25 protein-coding genes are annotated in these 15,810 nt (G+C 72.2%); 11 read left to right on the top strand and 14 right to left on the bottom strand.

Going from position 1 to position 15,810, the window contains the following annotated elements; all coding sequences use genetic code 11:
- Positions 1-95: 95 nt before the first annotated feature.
- The gene (locus MICAU_RS23745) at positions 96-887 is read right to left on the bottom strand and encodes an AAC(3) family N-acetyltransferase (RefSeq protein ID WP_013287890.1); all 792 of its coding nucleotides are present in this window, start codon (positions 885-887) and stop codon (positions 96-98) included.
- Positions 888-1,023: 136 nt separating this feature from the next.
- Between MICAU_RS23745 and MICAU_RS23740 the strand changes: the two genes are divergently transcribed.
- Both MICAU_RS23740 and MICAU_RS23735 read left to right on the top strand, forming a co-directional pair.
- On the top strand, positions 1,024-1,530 hold the full coding sequence (locus MICAU_RS23740; protein ID WP_013287889.1) for a SigE family RNA polymerase sigma factor: 507 nt from the start codon (positions 1,024-1,026) through the stop codon (positions 1,528-1,530).
- Positions 1,527-1,958 carry a hypothetical protein gene (locus MICAU_RS23735; protein WP_013287888.1) on the top strand — a complete coding sequence of 144 codons (432 nt, stop codon included), beginning with the start codon at positions 1,527-1,529 and terminating at the stop codon, positions 1,956-1,958. The genes MICAU_RS23740 and MICAU_RS23735 overlap by 4 nt, the downstream gene beginning before the upstream one ends.
- A 148-nt stretch (positions 1,959-2,106) precedes the next feature.
- Here MICAU_RS23735 and MICAU_RS23730 read toward each other — a convergent pair whose 3' ends face one another.
- From MICAU_RS23730 to MICAU_RS23720, 3 genes are read right to left on the bottom strand one after another with little or no spacing between them, the layout of a single operon-like run.
- Positions 2,107-2,541, bottom strand: coding sequence for a hypothetical protein (locus tag MICAU_RS23730; protein ID WP_013287887.1), 435 nt, complete (start codon positions 2,539-2,541; stop codon positions 2,107-2,109).
- Positions 2,542-2,550: 9 nt separating this feature from the next.
- Positions 2,551-2,859, bottom strand: a complete 309-nt coding sequence (locus tag MICAU_RS32870) for a hypothetical protein (RefSeq protein WP_013287886.1) — start codon at positions 2,857-2,859, stop codon at positions 2,551-2,553.
- A 50-nt stretch (positions 2,860-2,909) separates the two neighbouring features.
- On the bottom strand, positions 2,910-3,377 hold the full coding sequence (locus MICAU_RS23720; protein WP_013287885.1) for an SRPBCC family protein: 468 nt from the start codon (positions 3,375-3,377) through the stop codon (positions 2,910-2,912).
- A 158-nt stretch (positions 3,378-3,535) separates the two neighbouring features.
- Here MICAU_RS23720 and MICAU_RS23715 point away from each other — a divergent pair, with 158 nt between their 5' ends.
- Positions 3,536-4,297: a GNAT family N-acetyltransferase gene (locus MICAU_RS23715; RefSeq protein ID WP_013287884.1), complete on the top strand. Its 762-nt coding sequence runs from the start codon at positions 3,536-3,538 to the stop codon at positions 4,295-4,297.
- Positions 4,298-4,328: 31 nt separating this feature from the next.
- Here MICAU_RS23715 and MICAU_RS23710 read toward each other — a convergent pair whose 3' ends face one another.
- Positions 4,329-5,021, bottom strand: a complete 693-nt coding sequence (locus MICAU_RS23710) for a hypothetical protein (protein ID WP_013287883.1) — start codon at positions 5,019-5,021, stop codon at positions 4,329-4,331.
- Between the two features lie 106 nt (positions 5,022-5,127).
- On the opposite strand from MICAU_RS23710, the gene MICAU_RS23705 reads away from it, so the two are divergent.
- Complete coding sequence (locus MICAU_RS23705; RefSeq protein ID WP_013287882.1) at positions 5,128-5,511, top strand: hypothetical protein; 384 nt, start codon at positions 5,128-5,130, stop codon at positions 5,509-5,511.
- A gap of 9 nt (positions 5,512-5,520) precedes the next feature.
- On the opposite strand, the gene MICAU_RS23700 is transcribed toward MICAU_RS23705, so the two are convergent.
- Together MICAU_RS23700 and MICAU_RS23695 are read right to left on the bottom strand one after the other, a co-directional pair.
- The gene (locus MICAU_RS23700; RefSeq protein ID WP_013287881.1) at positions 5,521-6,051 is read right to left on the bottom strand and encodes an SRPBCC family protein; all 531 of its coding nucleotides are present in this window, start codon (positions 6,049-6,051) and stop codon (positions 5,521-5,523) included.
- Positions 6,052-6,054: 3 nt separating this feature from the next.
- A complete protein-coding gene (locus MICAU_RS23695) occupies positions 6,055-6,363 on the bottom strand; it encodes an ArsR/SmtB family transcription factor (protein WP_174361732.1) in 309 nt (102 codons plus the stop codon).
- An 87-nt stretch (positions 6,364-6,450) separates the two neighbouring features.
- Here MICAU_RS23695 and MICAU_RS23690 point away from each other — a divergent pair, with 87 nt between their 5' ends.
- A complete protein-coding gene (locus tag MICAU_RS23690; RefSeq protein ID WP_013287879.1) occupies positions 6,451-7,380 on the top strand; it encodes an LLM class F420-dependent oxidoreductase in 930 nt (309 codons plus the stop codon).
- Positions 7,381-7,572: 192 nt separating this feature from the next.
- On the opposite strand, the gene MICAU_RS23685 is transcribed toward MICAU_RS23690, so the two are convergent.
- On the bottom strand, positions 7,573-8,028 hold the full coding sequence (locus MICAU_RS23685; RefSeq protein ID WP_013287878.1) for a hypothetical protein: 456 nt from the start codon (positions 8,026-8,028) through the stop codon (positions 7,573-7,575).
- 67 nt (positions 8,029-8,095) lie between these two features.
- Here MICAU_RS23685 and MICAU_RS23680 point away from each other — a divergent pair, with 67 nt between their 5' ends.
- The gene (locus tag MICAU_RS23680) at positions 8,096-9,322 is read left to right on the top strand and encodes an FAD-binding protein (protein WP_013287877.1); all 1,227 of its coding nucleotides are present in this window, start codon (positions 8,096-8,098) and stop codon (positions 9,320-9,322) included.
- Between the two features lies 1 nt (position 9,323).
- Here the strand turns inward: MICAU_RS23680 and MICAU_RS23675 are convergent, their stop codons facing one another.
- Entirely contained in the window at positions 9,324-10,463 is a 1,140-nt protein-coding gene (locus MICAU_RS23675; protein ID WP_013287876.1) for a site-2 protease family protein, read from the bottom strand.
- A gap of 94 nt (positions 10,464-10,557) precedes the next feature.
- Between MICAU_RS23675 and MICAU_RS23670 the strand changes: the two genes are divergently transcribed.
- Together MICAU_RS23670 and MICAU_RS23665 are read left to right on the top strand one after the other, a co-directional pair.
- Positions 10,558-10,827 carry a type II toxin-antitoxin system prevent-host-death family antitoxin gene (locus MICAU_RS23670; protein ID WP_174361730.1) on the top strand — a complete coding sequence of 90 codons (270 nt, stop codon included), beginning with the start codon at positions 10,558-10,560 and terminating at the stop codon, positions 10,825-10,827.
- The gene (locus tag MICAU_RS23665; RefSeq protein ID WP_083791345.1) at positions 10,824-11,105 is read left to right on the top strand and encodes a type II toxin-antitoxin system RelE family toxin; all 282 of its coding nucleotides are present in this window, start codon (positions 10,824-10,826) and stop codon (positions 11,103-11,105) included. Before MICAU_RS23670 ends, MICAU_RS23665 begins: the two co-directional genes overlap by 4 nt.
- 55 nt (positions 11,106-11,160) lie before the next feature.
- Here the strand turns inward: MICAU_RS23665 and MICAU_RS23660 are convergent, their stop codons facing one another.
- Together MICAU_RS23660 and MICAU_RS23655 are read right to left on the bottom strand one after the other, a co-directional pair.
- The gene (locus MICAU_RS23660) at positions 11,161-11,361 is read right to left on the bottom strand and encodes a DUF397 domain-containing protein (protein ID WP_013287873.1); all 201 of its coding nucleotides are present in this window, start codon (positions 11,359-11,361) and stop codon (positions 11,161-11,163) included.
- Entirely contained in the window at positions 11,354-12,232 is an 879-nt protein-coding gene (locus MICAU_RS23655; RefSeq protein WP_174361729.1) for a helix-turn-helix domain-containing protein, read from the bottom strand. The genes MICAU_RS23660 and MICAU_RS23655 overlap by 8 nt, the downstream gene beginning before the upstream one ends.
- A gap of 367 nt (positions 12,233-12,599) precedes the next feature.
- Here MICAU_RS23655 and MICAU_RS23650 point away from each other — a divergent pair, with 367 nt between their 5' ends.
- On the top strand, positions 12,600-12,914 hold the full coding sequence (locus tag MICAU_RS23650; RefSeq protein ID WP_013287871.1) for a DivIVA domain-containing protein: 315 nt from the start codon (positions 12,600-12,602) through the stop codon (positions 12,912-12,914).
- Positions 12,911-13,165, top strand: coding sequence for a hypothetical protein (locus tag MICAU_RS23645; RefSeq protein ID WP_013287870.1), 255 nt, complete (start codon positions 12,911-12,913; stop codon positions 13,163-13,165). The genes MICAU_RS23650 and MICAU_RS23645 overlap by 4 nt, the downstream gene beginning before the upstream one ends.
- Before the next feature lie 182 nt (positions 13,166-13,347).
- On the opposite strand, the gene MICAU_RS23640 is transcribed toward MICAU_RS23645, so the two are convergent.
- The 3 genes from MICAU_RS23640 to MICAU_RS23630 form a co-directional block, all read right to left on the bottom strand.
- Positions 13,348-13,767, bottom strand: coding sequence for a PIN domain nuclease (locus MICAU_RS23640; protein ID WP_013287869.1), 420 nt, complete (start codon positions 13,765-13,767; stop codon positions 13,348-13,350).
- Positions 13,764-13,973: a type II toxin-antitoxin system VapB family antitoxin gene (locus MICAU_RS23635; RefSeq protein WP_013287868.1), complete on the bottom strand. Its 210-nt coding sequence runs from the start codon at positions 13,971-13,973 to the stop codon at positions 13,764-13,766. The genes MICAU_RS23640 and MICAU_RS23635 overlap by 4 nt, the downstream gene beginning before the upstream one ends.
- 88 nt (positions 13,974-14,061) lie before the next feature.
- A complete protein-coding gene (locus MICAU_RS23630; protein WP_013287867.1) occupies positions 14,062-14,913 on the bottom strand; it encodes an alpha/beta hydrolase in 852 nt (283 codons plus the stop codon).
- A 139-nt stretch (positions 14,914-15,052) separates the two neighbouring features.
- Between MICAU_RS23630 and MICAU_RS23625 the strand changes: the two genes are divergently transcribed.
- On the top strand, positions 15,053-15,796 hold the full coding sequence (locus tag MICAU_RS23625; protein ID WP_013287866.1) for an SDR family NAD(P)-dependent oxidoreductase: 744 nt from the start codon (positions 15,053-15,055) through the stop codon (positions 15,794-15,796).
- Positions 15,797-15,810: the final 14 nt, after the last annotated feature.

The following is a 15,810-nucleotide window of genomic DNA, read 5'->3' as shown; positions in this document are numbered from 1 at the left end:
GATCTTGGAGTTGTGGCACCTCACAAAAGCCGCGTGCGGGACATCCGAGGCGCCACAACTCCAAGATCGACGAAAAGCCCGCCCGAGGCGGAAGGTCAGTGCGCGCGGTTCGTGGCCATCCAGGCGGTGGCGAAGTCGACCAGGGCGCGCTGGCGCATCAGCCGTGCCGTCGCGCTGGCGACCTGGCCGGTCGTCGCGCCGCCTGTCGCCTCGAAGTCGGCGCCCAGCCGGTCGAAGTCGTCCTCGTCGGTGACGACGTCTGTCCACGTGGTCCACCGGCTCGTGCCGTCCGGCAGCCGTACCGCCGAGCCCGTCACCGCCCGCGGCGGCGACGCCTGCCGCCACTCCGCGAGGTGCAGCGAGGTGTTGGAGCTGTGGTCGCAGCCGAGCAGCAGCACCTTGCCGTCGAGCCGGTACACCGCGCCGAGCGGTGAGTGCTCGCCCAGCGCGTCGTCGAGGCGGTGTCCCTCCACGACGTCGGCGGCGTGCGCGCCGAGCGCGGCGAAGGACACCTGCGGGTGGTCGCTGCGGCGGGCGCCCGGCCAGGTGCGTACCGTCTCGGCGACGGCGCCCATCCACCGGCTCGGCGTGCACGCCGGGTCGAAGCCGGGCGTCTGCTCGCGGATGACCGGCCACCACGCCTCGGGTACGGGCGGATGCCGCCACTCGGCCGGGTCGGTGTTCTCGGGGGTGTGCGTCGGCACGACGAGGGTGCCCTCCGGCCCGAGCGCCGCCAGCAGCGCCCGCACCACCGCCTCGGTGCGACCGGCGACGAACCCGAGACTCCGGTACGACGAGTGCAGCAGCAGAACGTCACCCGGGACGATGCCGAGCGCGCGCAGGTCGTACGCGATCGAGCTGACGGTGTGCGGTGCGGTCTGGTCCACGCGGCGCAGTGTAGGCGGGGCCGAGCCTGGACCGGGGACGGTGCCGACGCTCGCGGAAACCGTTTCGCCGATCCCGGGATAGCGGCGGTGCCGTCCGGCGTCTGTCACTGGTGAACGAGGAGACGAGGGTGGTGCGGTGGACGAGGACGAGCGGGCGGTGCTGGCCGAGTTCGTGGCGAGCCGTGCCCCGGCGCTGATACGGGTCGCCTACCTGCTCACCGGTGATCGCAGCAGTGCCGAGGATCTGTTCCAGTCGGCGCTGTCGAAGATCATTCCGAAGTGGCGGAGCATCCGGCACGCCGACCCGGAGGGCTACCTCCGTGCCGTCATGTACCGGGAGCAGGTGAGCTGGTGGCGGCGGTTGCGTCGTCGCCGGGAGTCACCGGCCGGCGTGCACGAGCCGGTGGTGGCCGACCCGGCCGGCGGTACGGATCTCCGGCTGGCGTTGCGGGCGGCGCTGTGGGAGTTGCCGCCCGCGCAGCGCACCGTCGTGGTCCTGCGCTACTACGAGGACCTGCCGGAGGCCCAGGTCGCCGAACTGCTGGGCTGCTCGGTCGGGACGGTGCGCAGCCGGACCCACCGGGCGGTCACCCGACTGCGTCAGATCCTGCCGGACAGCGAGCTTCTGGAGATGCGGCGATGAGTGATCCGTTCGAAGGTCTGCTCCGCTCCACCCTCACCGACATCGCCGAGGAGGCACCGACTGTGCAGGACTCATTGACCAGGGCGGAACGGCGCGTGCGTAACCGTCGACGCAACACGGTGGCGGCAGGTGCGGCGGGCATCCTGGCGGTGCTGGTGATCGGCGCGCCGTTCGCCTACGCCGGCCGCGGCGACGATCCGGTGATCTCGCCGCAGCCGGGCACGAGCGCCCCGCAGCCGGACCGGACCGAGCCCGTTCCGGCCCCACCGGGCCTGGCGTCGCCCGTCCCGGTCGGCCCGGACGGCCGGCGGATGCCGGACGGCGCGGACCCGACTCGCCCGGGCGCACCGTCGCCCGTCCCGGTAGGCCCGGAGGGCACGAGCCCGCCGGGCGGTGCGATGCCGTCGCCCAGCCCCATCAGGCGCTGACCGTCGTACGCCGGCACCCTCCGGGCCGGTGCGAGAGCCGGGCCCGCCCCGACCGTGGCGGGCCCGGCCCTCGGCGCGGTCAGTCCATGCGGGTACGCCCGGCCGATCCGAGCCGGGGGGAGAGAGACGGCCCTACCGACGTTCGGCGTCACTCCCACGGTGGGGCGTGCCGGTTCACGTAGTCGCGGGCGCGGGGGAGCGGATCACCCCAGTACTGGTGTGGCATGCGGGAGAAGTGCTCCCGGCAGAAGGTGGCGAGATCGTCGACGATCGCGATCCGCTCCAGGGGGCGCCGTTCGAACTCCCGGTTGGCCGCGAGCAGATCCGCCTCCGGGTTCCAGCCGGCGTGGTCGAACGCCCGGTCCGCCCAGGTCGCGTACACGTGGAAGACCTGGCTCTGACCCGCGAACCGCAACCCCGCGAGACCGATCGGCCGATCCGGGTAGGTGTCCCGGCACACCCAGGCCAGGATGTGGCAGGCCCCGGCGGCGAAGAACGGCTGGTCGGCGCGTTCCCAGGCGAGTCGCTGGTCGGCCCGTTCCTGCGGCGTACGCCGGAAGACGCCCGCTGCCGTCACTGCCACAGGCGCACCCTAGCCGAACGCAGCGCGGCCGTGCACGACGACGGACGACACGACATGCACCTGCACGCCCGCGTCCGGGGCGAAGATCGGGCTCGGCATGCCGGTGAGCCAGCGCGCGGCGGCCCAGGCCAGCGCCGCCGCCAGTCCGGCCTGCACGGCGAGTACGGACTTGATCCGCAACTGCTGCATCCGGTCCCGCCCGGCGGCCCGGCCGCGCTCGTTCACGCGTTCCCACGCCTCGTCGAACCGTTCCGCGTCCAGGCCGGCGCGCCGCGACGACCCCCGCCGGCCGCCGCGCCCCGCCCGCTGCCCGGTCACCGCCGGCGGCTACCCGCAAAAGCCGCCGCCATTCCCGGCCTCCGCCGGGGTCAGGCGCCCGGTTCGAGGTACGCGGCCAGGTGTGCCAGCGAGGACGCGATGCCCTCCTCGTGCACCCTCTGGTCGATGCCCGGCGGCACACCGGTGGCGGTGACCGTCACAGCGGTGCCGTCGCCTGCCGCCGCGAGGTGCCAGGTCATGGTCATGGTGCCCGCGTAGGCCGGGTCGTCGGCCTGGAACACGGCCGTCTGCACCACCCGGCGTGCCGGTACGAGTTCGGCGAACCCGACGTCGACCACGTCCGTCGCGTCCGACGTCTTACCGGGGCTGCCGGCCGGGTCGAGGTAGGTGAGCACCATCCGGAACCCGCCGCCCGGCCGTGGATCCCAGCGCTCGATCCGCCCGCGCATCCCGTCCGGCGGCAACCACGCCTCCAGGGCGGCCCGGTCGACGAGCGCGTCGTACACCGCCGCCGGTGGCGCGGCGATCGTCCTGCTGCCCCGATCGATCCTGCTCACCCCCCAACCCTAGGCCCGCACCCTCCCGCCCGCGGGTGCTCCTCGTCGATCTTGGAGTTGTGGTCGTGAACGAATGCGGCTGAGACGGGCGATTCAGGCGCCACAAGTCCAAGATCGGCGGGGAGCGGGAGCGGGGCGCGCCCGGTACGCTGCCGCGAATGCCGGTACGACAACACCTCCACGACTCGCTGCTGCTCGGTGACGACGACACCCCGCTGGCCCGGATGCGGCTGCGGGACGACGACGGCACGGCGGTCGCGGCCGACGTCCGGCCGCTGCCCGAGGCGCCGCTCACCCGGCTCGTCGCGCAGGTGCGGCGCGACCTGGCCGGGCACCGGCTGGAGACGCCGGACGAGGCGCTGGCGGCGGCACTGGTGGCCGACGGGCTGAAGCTGGACCGGGCCGCCACCGACATGCGGCACGACCTGACCGGCGTACCCGAACCGGTGGCGCTGCCGGACGGCTGGTCGCTCGGCGCCCCCGGCTGGGACGACGACCTCGCCGAAGGGCTGGACGCGGCGTACGGCCCGGACCACCCGGACGGCCGCTGGCAGCCGAGCGATACCGAAGAGGTACGGGCGATGTTCGACACCGGCGAGCCGGTGCCACCCCTGGTGCCCGCCTCGGCCCGGCTGATCGACCCGGACGGCCGCAGCGCCGGGCACGTGCTGTGCGCCGGGCCGGTGCCGTGGACCGACGACGACTGCGTCTGGATCCTCAACCTGGGTGTGGCGCCCCGCGCACAGCGGCGCGGGTTCGGCCGGGCGCTGCTCGTGCACGCGTTGCGCGGCGCGCGGGAGGTCGGGCTGCCGTCAGTCGGCCTGTCGGTGGTCGACGGCAACCCGGCCCGCCGCATGTACGACGCGGCCGGCTTCCGCGTCCTCACCCGGGTGCTCACGGTTCGCATCCCCGACGCGTAGCCCGCTCGATGCGTCCCGAGGTGGCGAACCCTCAGGCGCCGGTGAGCAGAGGGCGGTGCTCGGACCAGAGCCAGCGCAGGTAGTCGCGTAGCCGTTCCGGGGTGGCGATCCAGCCCTGGCCGGGATAGCGGAGCAGTCGGCTGACCTCGCCGGCCACCAGGTCGTACCCGGCCGCGCCGGTCTCCGGCACGGGGGCGTCCGGTGCGACAGCCACGGGCAGCGGGACCATCGGGATCCGCAGACCGGCGTCGTCGCAGGCCCGCAGCACGGTGAGATAGACCCGGACCAGGTGGTACGGCGAGACGACGAGCGCGACGCTGCCGACGCCGAGCGCCCGCACCTGCTCCGCGATCCACGTGGCCTGCCGGCCGGTGCCGGTGACCGGCTCGGCCTGGAGAACTACCCCGCCGGTCCGGCGCAGACCGAGCCCGCGCAACCGGTCGAGCGTGAGCGGGCGGTAGGTCCGCTCGGCCGAATCGGTGTTCGCCACCAGCAGGTGCCGCAGCGCCGGGCCGGTCTCCCAGGCACGGATCGCGTCGGTGAGACGCCAGTCCTCGCCCTGGCCGGTGGGCACCACGAGCGCGTCCACCCGCTCGGCGGCGCGGTGGGGGAGCGTGAGGACCATCGTGACCGCCTCCAGCACCGCCAGGAGCCGTTCGGCGGGTACGTCCGCGAACGCCTCCGCCTCCACGAGCCGTGGCAGCGGGCGGGACACACTCGTCACGCCCGCGATCTTGCCACGTTGCGGCGGACGGGGGATGAGAGAGCGGCGGCGGAATCGAGTACGCGTGCTCATTCGCCCGGCCCGTCGGCCGGGCAGGATCGAATGCGTGACAACGAGACGTACGCTGCTCGGCGGTCTGCTCCTGGCACTGGCCACGGCCGGCGCCTGGGTGGCCTGGCTGAGCTGGGAGTCCGGCTGGACCGTGGACCCGCAGACCGGCGACATGAGCGGGCCGTACGCGGTCTGGCAGGTCGCCGCCGCGGTGCTGACCCTGGGCGCGCTGGCCGCGGTAGGCGGCTGGTGGCTGAACATCTGGCTGGTGGCAACGGTGATGACAGTGGCGTTCACCGTCCCGTGGGCGGTGCACGCCGCCTCGACCGACGACACCGGCCTGTGGGCGGTCGGGGCGGCGCTGGTGGCCATCGGCACGACCATCGGGACGACGCTGGTCGGCGGCGCCGCCGGGTGGCTGCGCCGCCGGACCGCGTGACGACCGTTGTCAGTCGCGGTTCAGGCGTTCGGCGTACGCGTCGCGCAGCTCCGCCCAGCCGAAGTCCTTGGCCTCCGCGCCCCGGATTGGGCCGACCGGGTCGCCGTCGAGCAGATGGGCGGCGACGTCCAGGCAGAGGTGCCAGCCGGCGGCAGTCATCGGGGCGAGGTCGGGCCGGCCGACCCGGTGCCGCAGCGTGAGCGTGGTGCCGTCGCCGGTCGGGGCCAGTTCCCAGCGGAGCAGGTCGTCGCCCCAGGTGTACTCCAGCAGGTGCGGCCGGTCCGCGCGCAGCACCCGGGCCGGCGCCGGGTGGGCCTGCTCGCCGTCGACGGTGCTGAGTACGGCGTCACCGGTGCGGCCCAGGTCGCGGTCGGCCAGGAACGGCGCCCACGCGGCGAGCTGATCCGGGTCGGTGAGCGCGGCCCACACCGTCTCCGGCGGGTGCCGCAGGGCGCGGACGAAGACCAGGTCCCACCTGTCGTTCGCGGGTTCCAGATGCACCCGGGCGAGCGGGCCGGGACGGAACGTGTCGCGGTCCATCTGTCACTCCTGACTGTCGAGATGGCGTTCCAGGGCGTCGAGATGCGCGGTCCACATCGACCGGTACGGCCCGAGCCAGTCGTCGACTGCGCGTAGCGGCGCCACGTTGACCCGGTAGATCCGACGCTGCGCCGCCGTACGGCAGGTGACCAGGCCGGCGTCGCGGAGCACCCGCAGGTGCTTGGAGACCGTCGGCTGGCTCATGCCCAGCGCGTCCACCAGCTCGCCGACACTGCTCTCCGCCCGGCGCAGCCGGTCGAGGATGCGGCGCCGGGAGGGCTCGGCCAGCACGGTGAAGGCGTCGACGGTCACCCTCGCAATATGCCTCATCGGTTATATGCCTGGCAAGGAATGACAGGTCGCGCCGCCCCGGCCCGGCGGGCTCCATATGCTCGGGGGATGGAACTGCGGATCTTCACCGAGCCCCAGCAGGGGGCCACATACGACCAGCTCCTCGCCGTGGCCCGCCGCGCGGAGGAGACCGGCTTCGCCGCGTTCTTCCGCTCCGACCACTACCTGAAGATGGGTTCGGTGAGCGGCGACCCCGGCCCGACCGACGCGTGGACCACGCTCGCCGGGCTGGCCCGCGACACCACCCGGATCCGGCTCGGCACGCTCATGACCGCCGCCACGTTCCGGCTGCCGGGCCCGCTGGCGATTACCGTGGCGCAGGTCGACCAGATGAGCGGCGGCCGGGTCGAGCTGGGCATCGGCACCGGCTGGTACGCCGAGGAGCACTCCGCGTACGGCATCCCGTTTCCGTCGCTGGGGGAGCGGTTCGACCGGCTGGAGGAACAGCTCGCCGTCATCACCGGGCTCTGGTCCACCCCGGCGGGCTCCACGTTCGACTTCCCCGGCACGTACTACCCGGTCAGCGACTCGCCCGCGCTGCCCAAGCCGGTGCAGCGCCCCCGCCCGCCGATCCTGCTCGGCGGCATGGGCCCGAAGCGCACGCCCCGCCTGGCCGCCCGGTACGCCGACGAGTTCAACCTGCCGTTCGCCTCGGTCGAGGACACCGTCGCGCAGTTCGGGCGGGTACGCGACGCGTGCGCCCAGATCGACCGCGATCCGTCCACGATGACCTGGTCCAACGCGCTCGTGCTCTGCTGCGGCCGCAACGAGGCCGAGGTGAAGCGCCGCGCCGAGGCGATCGGGCGCGACCCGGCCGAGCTGCGCGCCAACGGCGCCGCCGGCACGCCCGCCGAGGTGGTCGACACGCTCGGCCGGTACGCCGAGGCGGGCAGCTCGCGCGCCTACCTCCAGGTGCTTGACCTGACCGACCTGGACCACCTGGAGCTGGTAGCCGCCGAGGTGATGCCCCAGCTCTGACCCGGGCTCGCCCGCCCCTTTGCGGCCCGGCCCCGCCGCCCCGGCCGTCCCCGTCGATCTTGGAGTTGTGGCACCTGACAAGCCTCGCCTGAGCGACAATCCGGGCGCCACAACTCCAAGATCGACGAGCCGGGGCGGGCCGAGCCGGTCGGGGCGGGGCGGGGCGGGGCGTGAGGGCGGGCGGCGGACGGGTCAGCTCGCTGTGGCGCGGCGGACGGTGTCGAGGCGGCCGTCGCGGTTGCTGTCCAGGTACGTCACGTCGGGCACTCCGTCGCCGTCCAGGTCGACCTGCACCACGTCGGCCACGCCGTCGCCGTCCAGGTCGGTCACCACCTCGACGGAACCGTCCAGGTGCCGGGTCACGATCGACCGGCCCGACGCCTGGCGCGGCGGCGGCCCCGGATGAGGCACCGGGTCCGGCTCGGGCTCCGGCGTGGGCCCCGGCACCGGCGCGGTCGCGGCAGGCCCCATCCCCACAGCGGCAGGCGTCACCCCCACGGCGGCGGGCGGCATCCCCGCAGCGGCGGGCGCCATCCCCACAGCGGCGGGCGGCATCTCCGCAGCGTCGGGGTCCACGCCGGTCGGGTCGATCTCCTCCTCCGACGGGTACACGTCGCCGCGGAGGCTCGGGTCGCGGTAGCTGCTCATCCCGCCAGGATTCCCGCCGAGTGGCCGGGGCAACCCTGCCGCCGCATGATGGCGGATGATGCAGCGCATGACGGACACCAACTGGGCCGGAAACGTCAGCTGGTCGGCGCGTACCCGATCGCGGCCGACCTCGACCGACGAGCTGCGCCGGCTGGTCGCGGAGGCCGACCTGGTCCGGGCCGTCGGCACCGGCCACTCGTTCAACCGGCTCGGCGACACCACCGGCACCCAGGTCGCGCTGGACGGCCTGCCGCCCACCGTCGCGCTCGACCCCGACCGCGGCGCGGTCACCGTCGCGGCCGGCCTGCGCTACGGCGACCTGGCCACCGCGCTCCAGGCTCAGGGGTACGCGCTGGCGAATCTCGCCTCGCTGCCGCACATCTCGGTGGCCGGCTCGGTCGCCACCGCCACCCACGGGTCCGGAGCGCGGAACCGCAACCTCGCCGCCGCCGTCGCCGCGCTGGAACTGGTCACCGCCGACGGCGACCTGATCACCGTGGACCGCGGTGACCCGCGGTTCGCCGGGCTGGTGGTCAACCTGGGCGCGCTGGGCGTGGTCACCCGGCTCACGCTCGACGTGGTGCCCACGTACGCGGTGCGCCAGCACGTCCGTCTCGGCCTGCCCCGCGCGGCGCTGGACGAGGCGCTGGACGCCGCGTACAGCGTCAGCGTCTTCACCTCGTGGCGCTCGGAGCGCTTCGACCAGGTGTGGGTCAAGCAGTACGCCGACCAGGCCCCGCCGCCCGCCGACTGGCTGGACACGGTGGCCGCCGACTCGCCCCGGCACCCGGTGCCCGGCATGTCGCCGGAGCACTGCACCGCGCAGCTCGGTGAGCCGGGGCCGTGGCACGATCGGCTGCCGCACTTCCGGCTCGGCTTCACCCCGAGCAGCGGCGACGAGTTGCAGTCGGAGTGGCACGTGGCCCGGGCCGACGCGTCGGCGGCGCTCGCCGCGCTCGACCCGGTCGCCGACCGGATCGCCGCCGTGCTCCAGATCTGCGAGCTGCGGACGATCGCCGCCGACGAGCTGTGGCTCAGCCCGAACTTCCGGCGCGACTCGCTGGCGCTGCACTTCACCTGGATCGGTGACCCGGTGGCTGTCGCGCCGGTGCTGGCCGAGGTGGAGGAGCGGCTCGCCCCGTTCGCGCCGCGCCCGCACTGGGGGAAGCTGTTCGAGCGCGATCCCGCCGCCGCGTACGCCCGGCACGCCGACTTCGCCGCGCTGCTGCGCGAGTTCGACCCGAAGGGGAAGTTCCGCACCGCCGAGATGGACCGCTACTTCCCCCGGGACTGAGTTACCGCCTGGCCGGCACCTGCTGGCGGAGGCTGCCACGCTGGACCGCCCGGCTAATGTCGCTGGGCGAGACGATTCCGACGAGCTGGTCGTCGACCACCACGAGCGCCCGGCCGTCGGTGCACTCGTTGAGCCGGGGGAGCAGGTCGGTGAGCTGTTCGTCCGGGCGGGCGAGCACCAGTTCGTCGGCCCGGCAGGACACCTCGGCCAGCGTGGTCGAGGCGCGGCGGTCCGCCGCGATGCCGCGTACCCGATCGAGCGTGACCAGACCGACCGGCCTGCCGTCGACGGTGAGCGGCAGCGCCGAGTGCCGGTACGCGAAGAGGTAGTGGTCGACGAAGTCGGCCACTGTGACGTCGCCGGACGCGGTCTGCGGCTGCGGCGTCATCACGTCGCCCACCCGGATGCCGCGCAGCGCGTCGCCCATCCGGGCGGCGCGTTCCTCCTGGCCGGCGGCCCCGAGCAGGAACCAGCCGATCAGCGCCAGCCAGAGCCCGCCGAACCCGGCGCCGGTGAAGAACCGCCACAGCCCCAGCCCGATCAGCACGACACCGAGCACCCAGCCTGCGCGGGCCGCCACCACAGACGCCTTGGTCCGGTCGCCGGTGAACTTCCAGACCGCCGCGCGCAGCAGCCGCCCGCCGTCGAGCGGGGCGGCGGGCAGCACGTTGAAGATCGCCAGCAGCACGTTGATGCCCGCGAGCCAGGACAGCGCGCCGAGCAGCAGGCCGTCCCCGGCCGTCACCGCGACCGCCACCGCGATAGCCGCGAAGACCACGCCGATGATCAGGCTGACCAGCGGCCCGACCCCGGCGATCCGCAGCTCGGCGCCGGGGTTCTTCGCCTCGCCCTTCAGCTCGGCGACGCCGCCGAACAGCCACAGCGTGATGCCCTCGACCTCGATGCCGTTGCGCTTGGCGACCACCGCGTGCGCCACCTCGTGGGCGAGCAGGCCGAGGAAGAAGACCACAGCGGCGGCCAGGCCGGCCGCGATGTAGGCGACGGGGGAGTGACCGGGGTACGAGGAAGGGAACAGGCTCGCCGACAGCGCCCACGCGATCAGCACGAAGATGACCAGGACACTCCAGTTGACGCCGACCGGTACGCCGGCGATTCGACCCAGACGGAAACTCGCCCTCATGTTCCCGTCATACCCGGCGCACCCACCCGCACACCAGGGCCGGCAGGCGGCACTTTTGCACTTGTACGAGTCGTACGAGCTGTACGATCGGGATATGAGTGAGCCCGCCGCCGAACTGCCGATCTCCGATGCCCGAGACAGCCTCGCGGATGTCGTGTCGCGTGCCCACTACGCCGGGCGGATCACTTACGTGACCCGCCGGGGGCAGCGCTTGGCGGCCATCGTCCCCGCCGAGCTTGCCGAAGCGATCGAGCGAGCCGAGGACGCCGCAGATGTCTCGGCGGCCCGCGATGCCCTGGCCCGTATCGACGCCGGCGACACCCCCGTCCCGCTGGCCGACCTGCGCGACGAGCTCGGCCTGTGACGCTGCCACCGGAGCCGGTCTTCGCCGTCCGGGTCGATCGAGCCGCTGCCAAGCTGCTGCGCAAACTCGATAGACCCGTGCAGGCCCGCCTTGTCGACGTCCTCGCCTCGCTGGCCATCGAGCCCCGTCCGGCCGGGGTGAAGGCGCTAGCCGGGCATCCCGGTCTACTGCGCGTACGGGTCGGTGACTACCGCATTATCTACACCGTCCGCGATCGTGAACTGATCGTCCTCGTGGTTCACCTCGGCCATCGTGGCGATGTCTATGACACGCTCTGAGCCTGAGTCCGGTGAGATCATGATGCCGCCGCTCCGGTGTAGGCGCGGGCAACGGTCAGCGGCTCAGCGTCTCGCTCTTGACGGCCCGGATGAAGGCGGCCCAAGTGCCCGGCGGGAAAGCGAGGGCCGGGCCAGCGGGGTTCTTGCTGTCGCGCAGGCCGACCACGTCGGGGAGATTGTCGGCCACCTCCACGCACTCCCCGCCGTTGTTGCTGCGGGTCGACTTGCGCCAGGCGGCGCCGGTCAGGTCAGGCACGGGAGTACTCCTCTGCGACATGCTGGATCAGGCTCTTCGACTTGGACTCGCTCAGCGCGCGGCTCGCTATGTCAGTCCAGATGGTGTTGTAGGCGTCGGTCTCGTGTGGCTTGTCGAGGTAGATGGCACCGGTAGCGGCTTCCAGGTATGTCACCGGCGGTTCCACCTCCTTGCCGCTGCTGTCTCGCGGAAATTCCAGGATCGAGAAAGCCCCGGCCATCGCTCCGGCGTGCAGCCCGGAAGAAAAAGCTAGAACCTGCACGGTTACGTTGGGTAGCTCTGCGGCCTTCAGGATCTGGTGTAGCTGCTCGGTCATGATGGTCGCTCCACCAACCGGACGCCGCAACACCGCCTCGTTGATTATCACGCTGAGTTGTGGGGCGGAGAAGCGGGTGAGAAGTGCCTGCCGCTCCACGCGGAGCTGGATGGCTCGCTCTTGGCCCTCGCGGTCACCTGCCTCGATGGCGCCGCCGGGCATCCGGAAGAGCTGCTCTGCGTAGGCGCGGGTCTGGAGTAGGCCGGGAACCAACTCGGCTTGGTACTGCCGGATGCTGGACGCCGCTGCTTCAAGGCCGATGTAGAGCTGGAACCAGCGCGGAAGGCCCGAGCCGATGTAGTCGTGCCACCAGTTCTTGTTCTCTCGCGTGGCCGATGCCATCGCGAGGACCAGTTCGGTGTCTTCCTCGGAAGCTCCGTAGAGCTTGAGCATCTCCTTGACGTCCGCTGCGCGGAAGCGGACGTTCTCGGCACCGCTCTCAATGCGGTAAAGGGTTGCCCGCGCCCGGTCCAGTTCTTCGGCCGCCTTCTCCATCGTCAGCCCGGCAGCCTTGCGAAGTGATTCGAGCTTCCTGCCGAGCTGCCGTCGAAGCATCGTGGATCCCGTTACGGCCTGTGACACCCCTGCCTCCGATGGTCAGGTAGCGGTTGACGCGCGCTCGCTCAATTTAGCGCCCCCCATGTATCAGAAACAATAGACACGTCACGCTGAGTTCTATGAATGATGTCCAGCGCTGCTAGTACACCTTTTGTTAGACGTTGCATTCGATCCGATGCGGTGCTTCACTGCCTCTGCGGCCACTGTGGAGTTATTGCTGCTCAGTGGCCATGTGAGCCCTGCTGACGTACTGCTGGTCGAAGGCTGCGGTGGCAGGTGCCGGGGTGGGTCCGCCGGTGCGGGGCGGGCCGGTGGGCCCACCCCTTCCACGGTTCGATCTCGATGGTGAGAGGCAGGTCTTGTCATGCGCGTCTTCCTTCGGCGGGGACGAGGTAGCCGGCGGTCGGTCCTCGGATCGACCTGCTACCGCTCGTCGGCCTACCGTCCGTTGCGCCCCTGGCAGGTGCGTGAGCGGAGCTTCCGGCCGACCCCGCTGGGACGGCGCGGGCTCGACCCGCAGGAGGTGCGGGAGTTCCTCGACCGCGTCGCCGGTGACCTGGCCGCTGTCTACGACGCGCTGGCGCAGAGCCGCCGCGAGACGGACCGGATCAAGAACGCGCTGCGCCGCTGGCAGTCGGAGCAGGCCCGGGCGCGCAACGAACGGGGATACGACAGGTGACCGAACGCTGGGTGATCCACCTGCCGGTCGTCGTCAACGACCTGCTCTCCGCTCAGCGGCTGGCCCGCGTGGTGGCGCACTGGACCCACGTCCTGCCACAGACCGAGCCCGGCGGCACCACTGTCTCGGCGGAGGACGACCAGAACGTCCGGCACTGGGTGTTCTGCGACCGGTTGCTGCCCGGTGGGCAGCGGTGTCTGCTCCGGCCCGGACACGACGGTGAGTGCTCTCGGCGGTTCCGGCCGCGATGAGCATGCGCCGGAGCAGCGTCGGACGCCCGCAACCGGAAGCGGAATATCCACGAGCCGTGGTCGAGAACGTGAGTGGCTGCGCCAGTTCGGGGACGACGGGGCGGCCAGCGCGTGAACGGGCTCGTCCTGGACACCTCGGCGCTGCTCCCGGCGGCCCACCCGGCATCGAGGGCCGGAGTCGGTCAGTCGGCCTTCCCGGCTGGGACGACCCACGTCGTCGGCTGGCCGGTGATCGCGGTGATCAGGTCGAAGTCACCGTCGTAGTGCAGAACGGTCACGCCATGCCGTTCGGCCGTCGCGGCGATCAGCAGATCGGCCATCGAGAGCGCGCGGTGGTTGCCCTTGTGCAGCGTCTGCACCTGGATGTCGATCGCACGATCCCAGATGTCGTCGGGCATGGCGAGCCAGTCGAAACCGCGGAGCAGCCATCGAGCGCGCTTCGCGTCCTTGGCCGAGCGGGCGCTGTGTATGACCTCGATCTCGATGGCGCCGCAGACCGCCAGCAGACCGCGATCGGACAACTCGTCCAGGACCGGCGCCACGGCGGGCTTCGGCCACCGGGCCAGCGCCGACTTGTCGAGGAGGTAGCGCTCCCGCGTCATGCCGCTTCGGGCTTCGACGCCTGCCCCGGGTCGGTGAGGTCCGGCAGGCCGCCGCTCTTGAGCCAGTCGGCGAAATCCCGGCGCTTCTCACGGTTGACCACTTCCTGCAGCGCGGCGTTGACAGTGGCCTTCTTGGTGCCCGTGCCGAGGATCTCGGCGGCCTCGGCCAGGAGGTCGTCGTCGACATCGAGAATGGTGCGGGACATGGCGTGCCTCCTCGTCCAGCAGGCGAACGAGGCGATGATATCAATTTCTCGGCTTCTTGATATACGTCTGCGGCGGTGTCGGGCGTGGTCAGCGTCGTCGAGGGGCCTCGGCGACCACTGTCGGGGAGAACTCGTTCGCCGCCTCCACCGCCCACTCCAGCGCGAAGTCCGCCTCCTCCTCCCAGCCCGGTTCGCCGCCGACGAAGTGCGACCGGCCGGGGAACTCCCGGTAGCCGGTGAGCGCCGTCGAACTCCGGTAGAGGTTGGAGATGCTGGTGGCCAGCGATGCGGGCACCACGTGGTCCTCGCCGCCCGCGGTGATGAGCAGCGGGGCGCGGTCGCTGCGCTTCTTGTCGATCTCGGTGGCCGAGTTCGGATCCAGGTTGGCGAACGCCGCCTCGAACAGCACGTGCCCGGCGCCCGGTACGGCGTACCGCTCCCAGGCCGCGTCGGACTGCTCCTGGCTGATGGTGTTGCCGAAGGCGTACCGGAAGTCCTCCGGGGTGAACGGCACCGCGCGGTGCCGGTTCGCCGGGTTGTGCAGGATGGAGTACCCGGAGCGCAGCGTGCTGGGCGGCAGCTTGAGCACGCCCCGTACCGGCGCGGGGTGCACGGCGACCACCGCGGCGCCGAGGCGGCGGTCCGCCAGCAACTGGGCGATCAGGCCGCCGAACGAGTGGCCCATGATGATCGGCGGGCGCGGCAGGTCCCTGATGATCGCCTCGTAGTGGTCGGCGATGTCGGCGATCCGCTGCGCGGCGATCGGCGCCGGGTCGGCCCGCAGCTCCTCCACCTCGCGGTCCATGCCGGGCCAGGCGGGCGTGAGCACCTGGAAGCCGCGCGCGGCGTACCGCTGCGCCCAGTGCTCCCAGCTCCGCGAGGTCATCCAGAGCCCGTGGATGAGCACGATCGTGTCGACCCGTCCCGTCGGTGCGCTCATGTCTAGTCTCCCCGTTTCGCCGCTGGACGGCCCGCGCGTACCCGGACTGGGTGCCGGCAATCCTGTCTGATCGAACGGACAGGCAACGGACGGGTGGCCCGGATGATCAGCGTCCTGAGTCGACTGTCAGGATGACGGCATGACGGTCAGACTTGCCGACAGGGTTGCCCTGGTGACGGGCGGGAGCCGGGGTATCGGCGCCGCCGTCGCGCGCCGGCTGGCCGAGGACGGCATCCACGTCGCGTTCACCTACCGCACCGCGGAGGACAGCGCGAAGTCCGTGGTGAGCCAGATCGAGGCGTACGGCCGGACCGGGCTGGCGATCAATGCGGACAGTACCGACGCGACGGCCGTGGTCGGCGCCGTGGAGCGGACCGTCGCCGAGTTGGGGCGGTTGGACATCCTGGTCAACAACGCCGGGGTGTTCGCGGGTGGGCCGATCGAGTCGGTCAGCCTCGAGGCCCTGGACCGGGCGATCGCGGTGAACGTGCGCGGGGTCTACCTCGTCACCCAGGCGGCGGTACGCCACATGGGCGCGGGTGGGCGGATCGTCAACATCGGCAGCAGCTTCGCCAGCCGTGTCCCGGCACCCGGGGTGAGCGCGTACGCGATGACCAAGAGCGCCGTGAACGGGCTGACCCGGGCGCTCGCCCGCGAGCTCGGTCCGCGTGGGATCACGGTCAACCTGATCCTGCCCGGCTCGACCGACACCGACATGAACCCGGCGGACAGCGCGGGCGCGGACGGGCAGCGGTCGCACATCGCCCTCGGCCGGTACGCGGATCCGGACGACGTGGCGGCGACCGTCAGTCACCTGGTGGGCGCCGGCGGACGGCACATCACCGGCGCGTCGATCGCGGTCGACGGCGGCGCGACGGCCTGAGCGGATCCGGGCCG

This window comes from Micromonospora aurantiaca ATCC 27029, assembly GCF_000145235.1.
GTDB lineage: Bacteria > Actinomycetota > Actinomycetes > Mycobacteriales > Micromonosporaceae > Micromonospora > Micromonospora aurantiaca.
The sequence above is the reverse complement of the archived record's forward strand: the minus strand, read 5'-3'. Positions and strand labels throughout refer to the sequence as shown.

Bases quoted from the DNA above. Each gene is read 5' to 3' on its own strand.
- MICAU_RS23650 (WP_013287871.1), top strand. From the start codon at position 12,600: ATGCGCGTCTTCCTTCGGCGGGGACGAGGTAGCCGGCGGTCGGTCCTC.
- MICAU_RS23680 (WP_013287877.1), top strand. From the start codon at position 8,096: ATGACGGACACCAACTGGGCCGGAAACGTCAGCTGGTCGGCGCGTACC.
- MICAU_RS23735 (WP_013287888.1), top strand. From the start codon at position 1,527: ATGAGTGATCCGTTCGAAGGTCTGCTCCGCTCCACCCTCACCGACATC.
- MICAU_RS23700 (WP_013287881.1), bottom strand. From the start codon at position 6,051: ATGGACCGCGACACGTTCCGTCCCGGCCCGCTCGCCCGGGTGCATCTG.
- MICAU_RS23690 (WP_013287879.1), top strand. From the start codon at position 6,451: ATGGAACTGCGGATCTTCACCGAGCCCCAGCAGGGGGCCACATACGAC.
- MICAU_RS23625 (WP_013287866.1), top strand. From the start codon at position 15,053: ATGACGGTCAGACTTGCCGACAGGGTTGCCCTGGTGACGGGCGGGAGC.
- MICAU_RS23715 (WP_013287884.1), top strand. From the start codon at position 3,536: ATGCCGGTACGACAACACCTCCACGACTCGCTGCTGCTCGGTGACGAC.
- MICAU_RS23635 (WP_013287868.1), bottom strand. From the start codon at position 13,973: ATGTCCCGCACCATTCTCGATGTCGACGACGACCTCCTGGCCGAGGCC.
- MICAU_RS23655 (WP_174361729.1), bottom strand. From the start codon at position 12,232: ATGCTTCGACGGCAGCTCGGCAGGAAGCTCGAATCACTTCGCAAGGCT.
- MICAU_RS23685 (WP_013287878.1), bottom strand. From the start codon at position 8,028: ATGAGCAGCTACCGCGACCCGAGCCTCCGCGGCGACGTGTACCCGTCG.
- MICAU_RS23675 (WP_013287876.1), bottom strand. From the start codon at position 10,463: ATGAGGGCGAGTTTCCGTCTGGGTCGAATCGCCGGCGTACCGGTCGGC.
- MICAU_RS23630 (WP_013287867.1), bottom strand. From the start codon at position 14,913: ATGAGCGCACCGACGGGACGGGTCGACACGATCGTGCTCATCCACGGG.
- MICAU_RS23670 (WP_174361730.1), top strand. From the start codon at position 10,558: ATGAGTGAGCCCGCCGCCGAACTGCCGATCTCCGATGCCCGAGACAGC.
- MICAU_RS23640 (WP_013287869.1), bottom strand. From the start codon at position 13,767: ATGACGCGGGAGCGCTACCTCCTCGACAAGTCGGCGCTGGCCCGGTGG.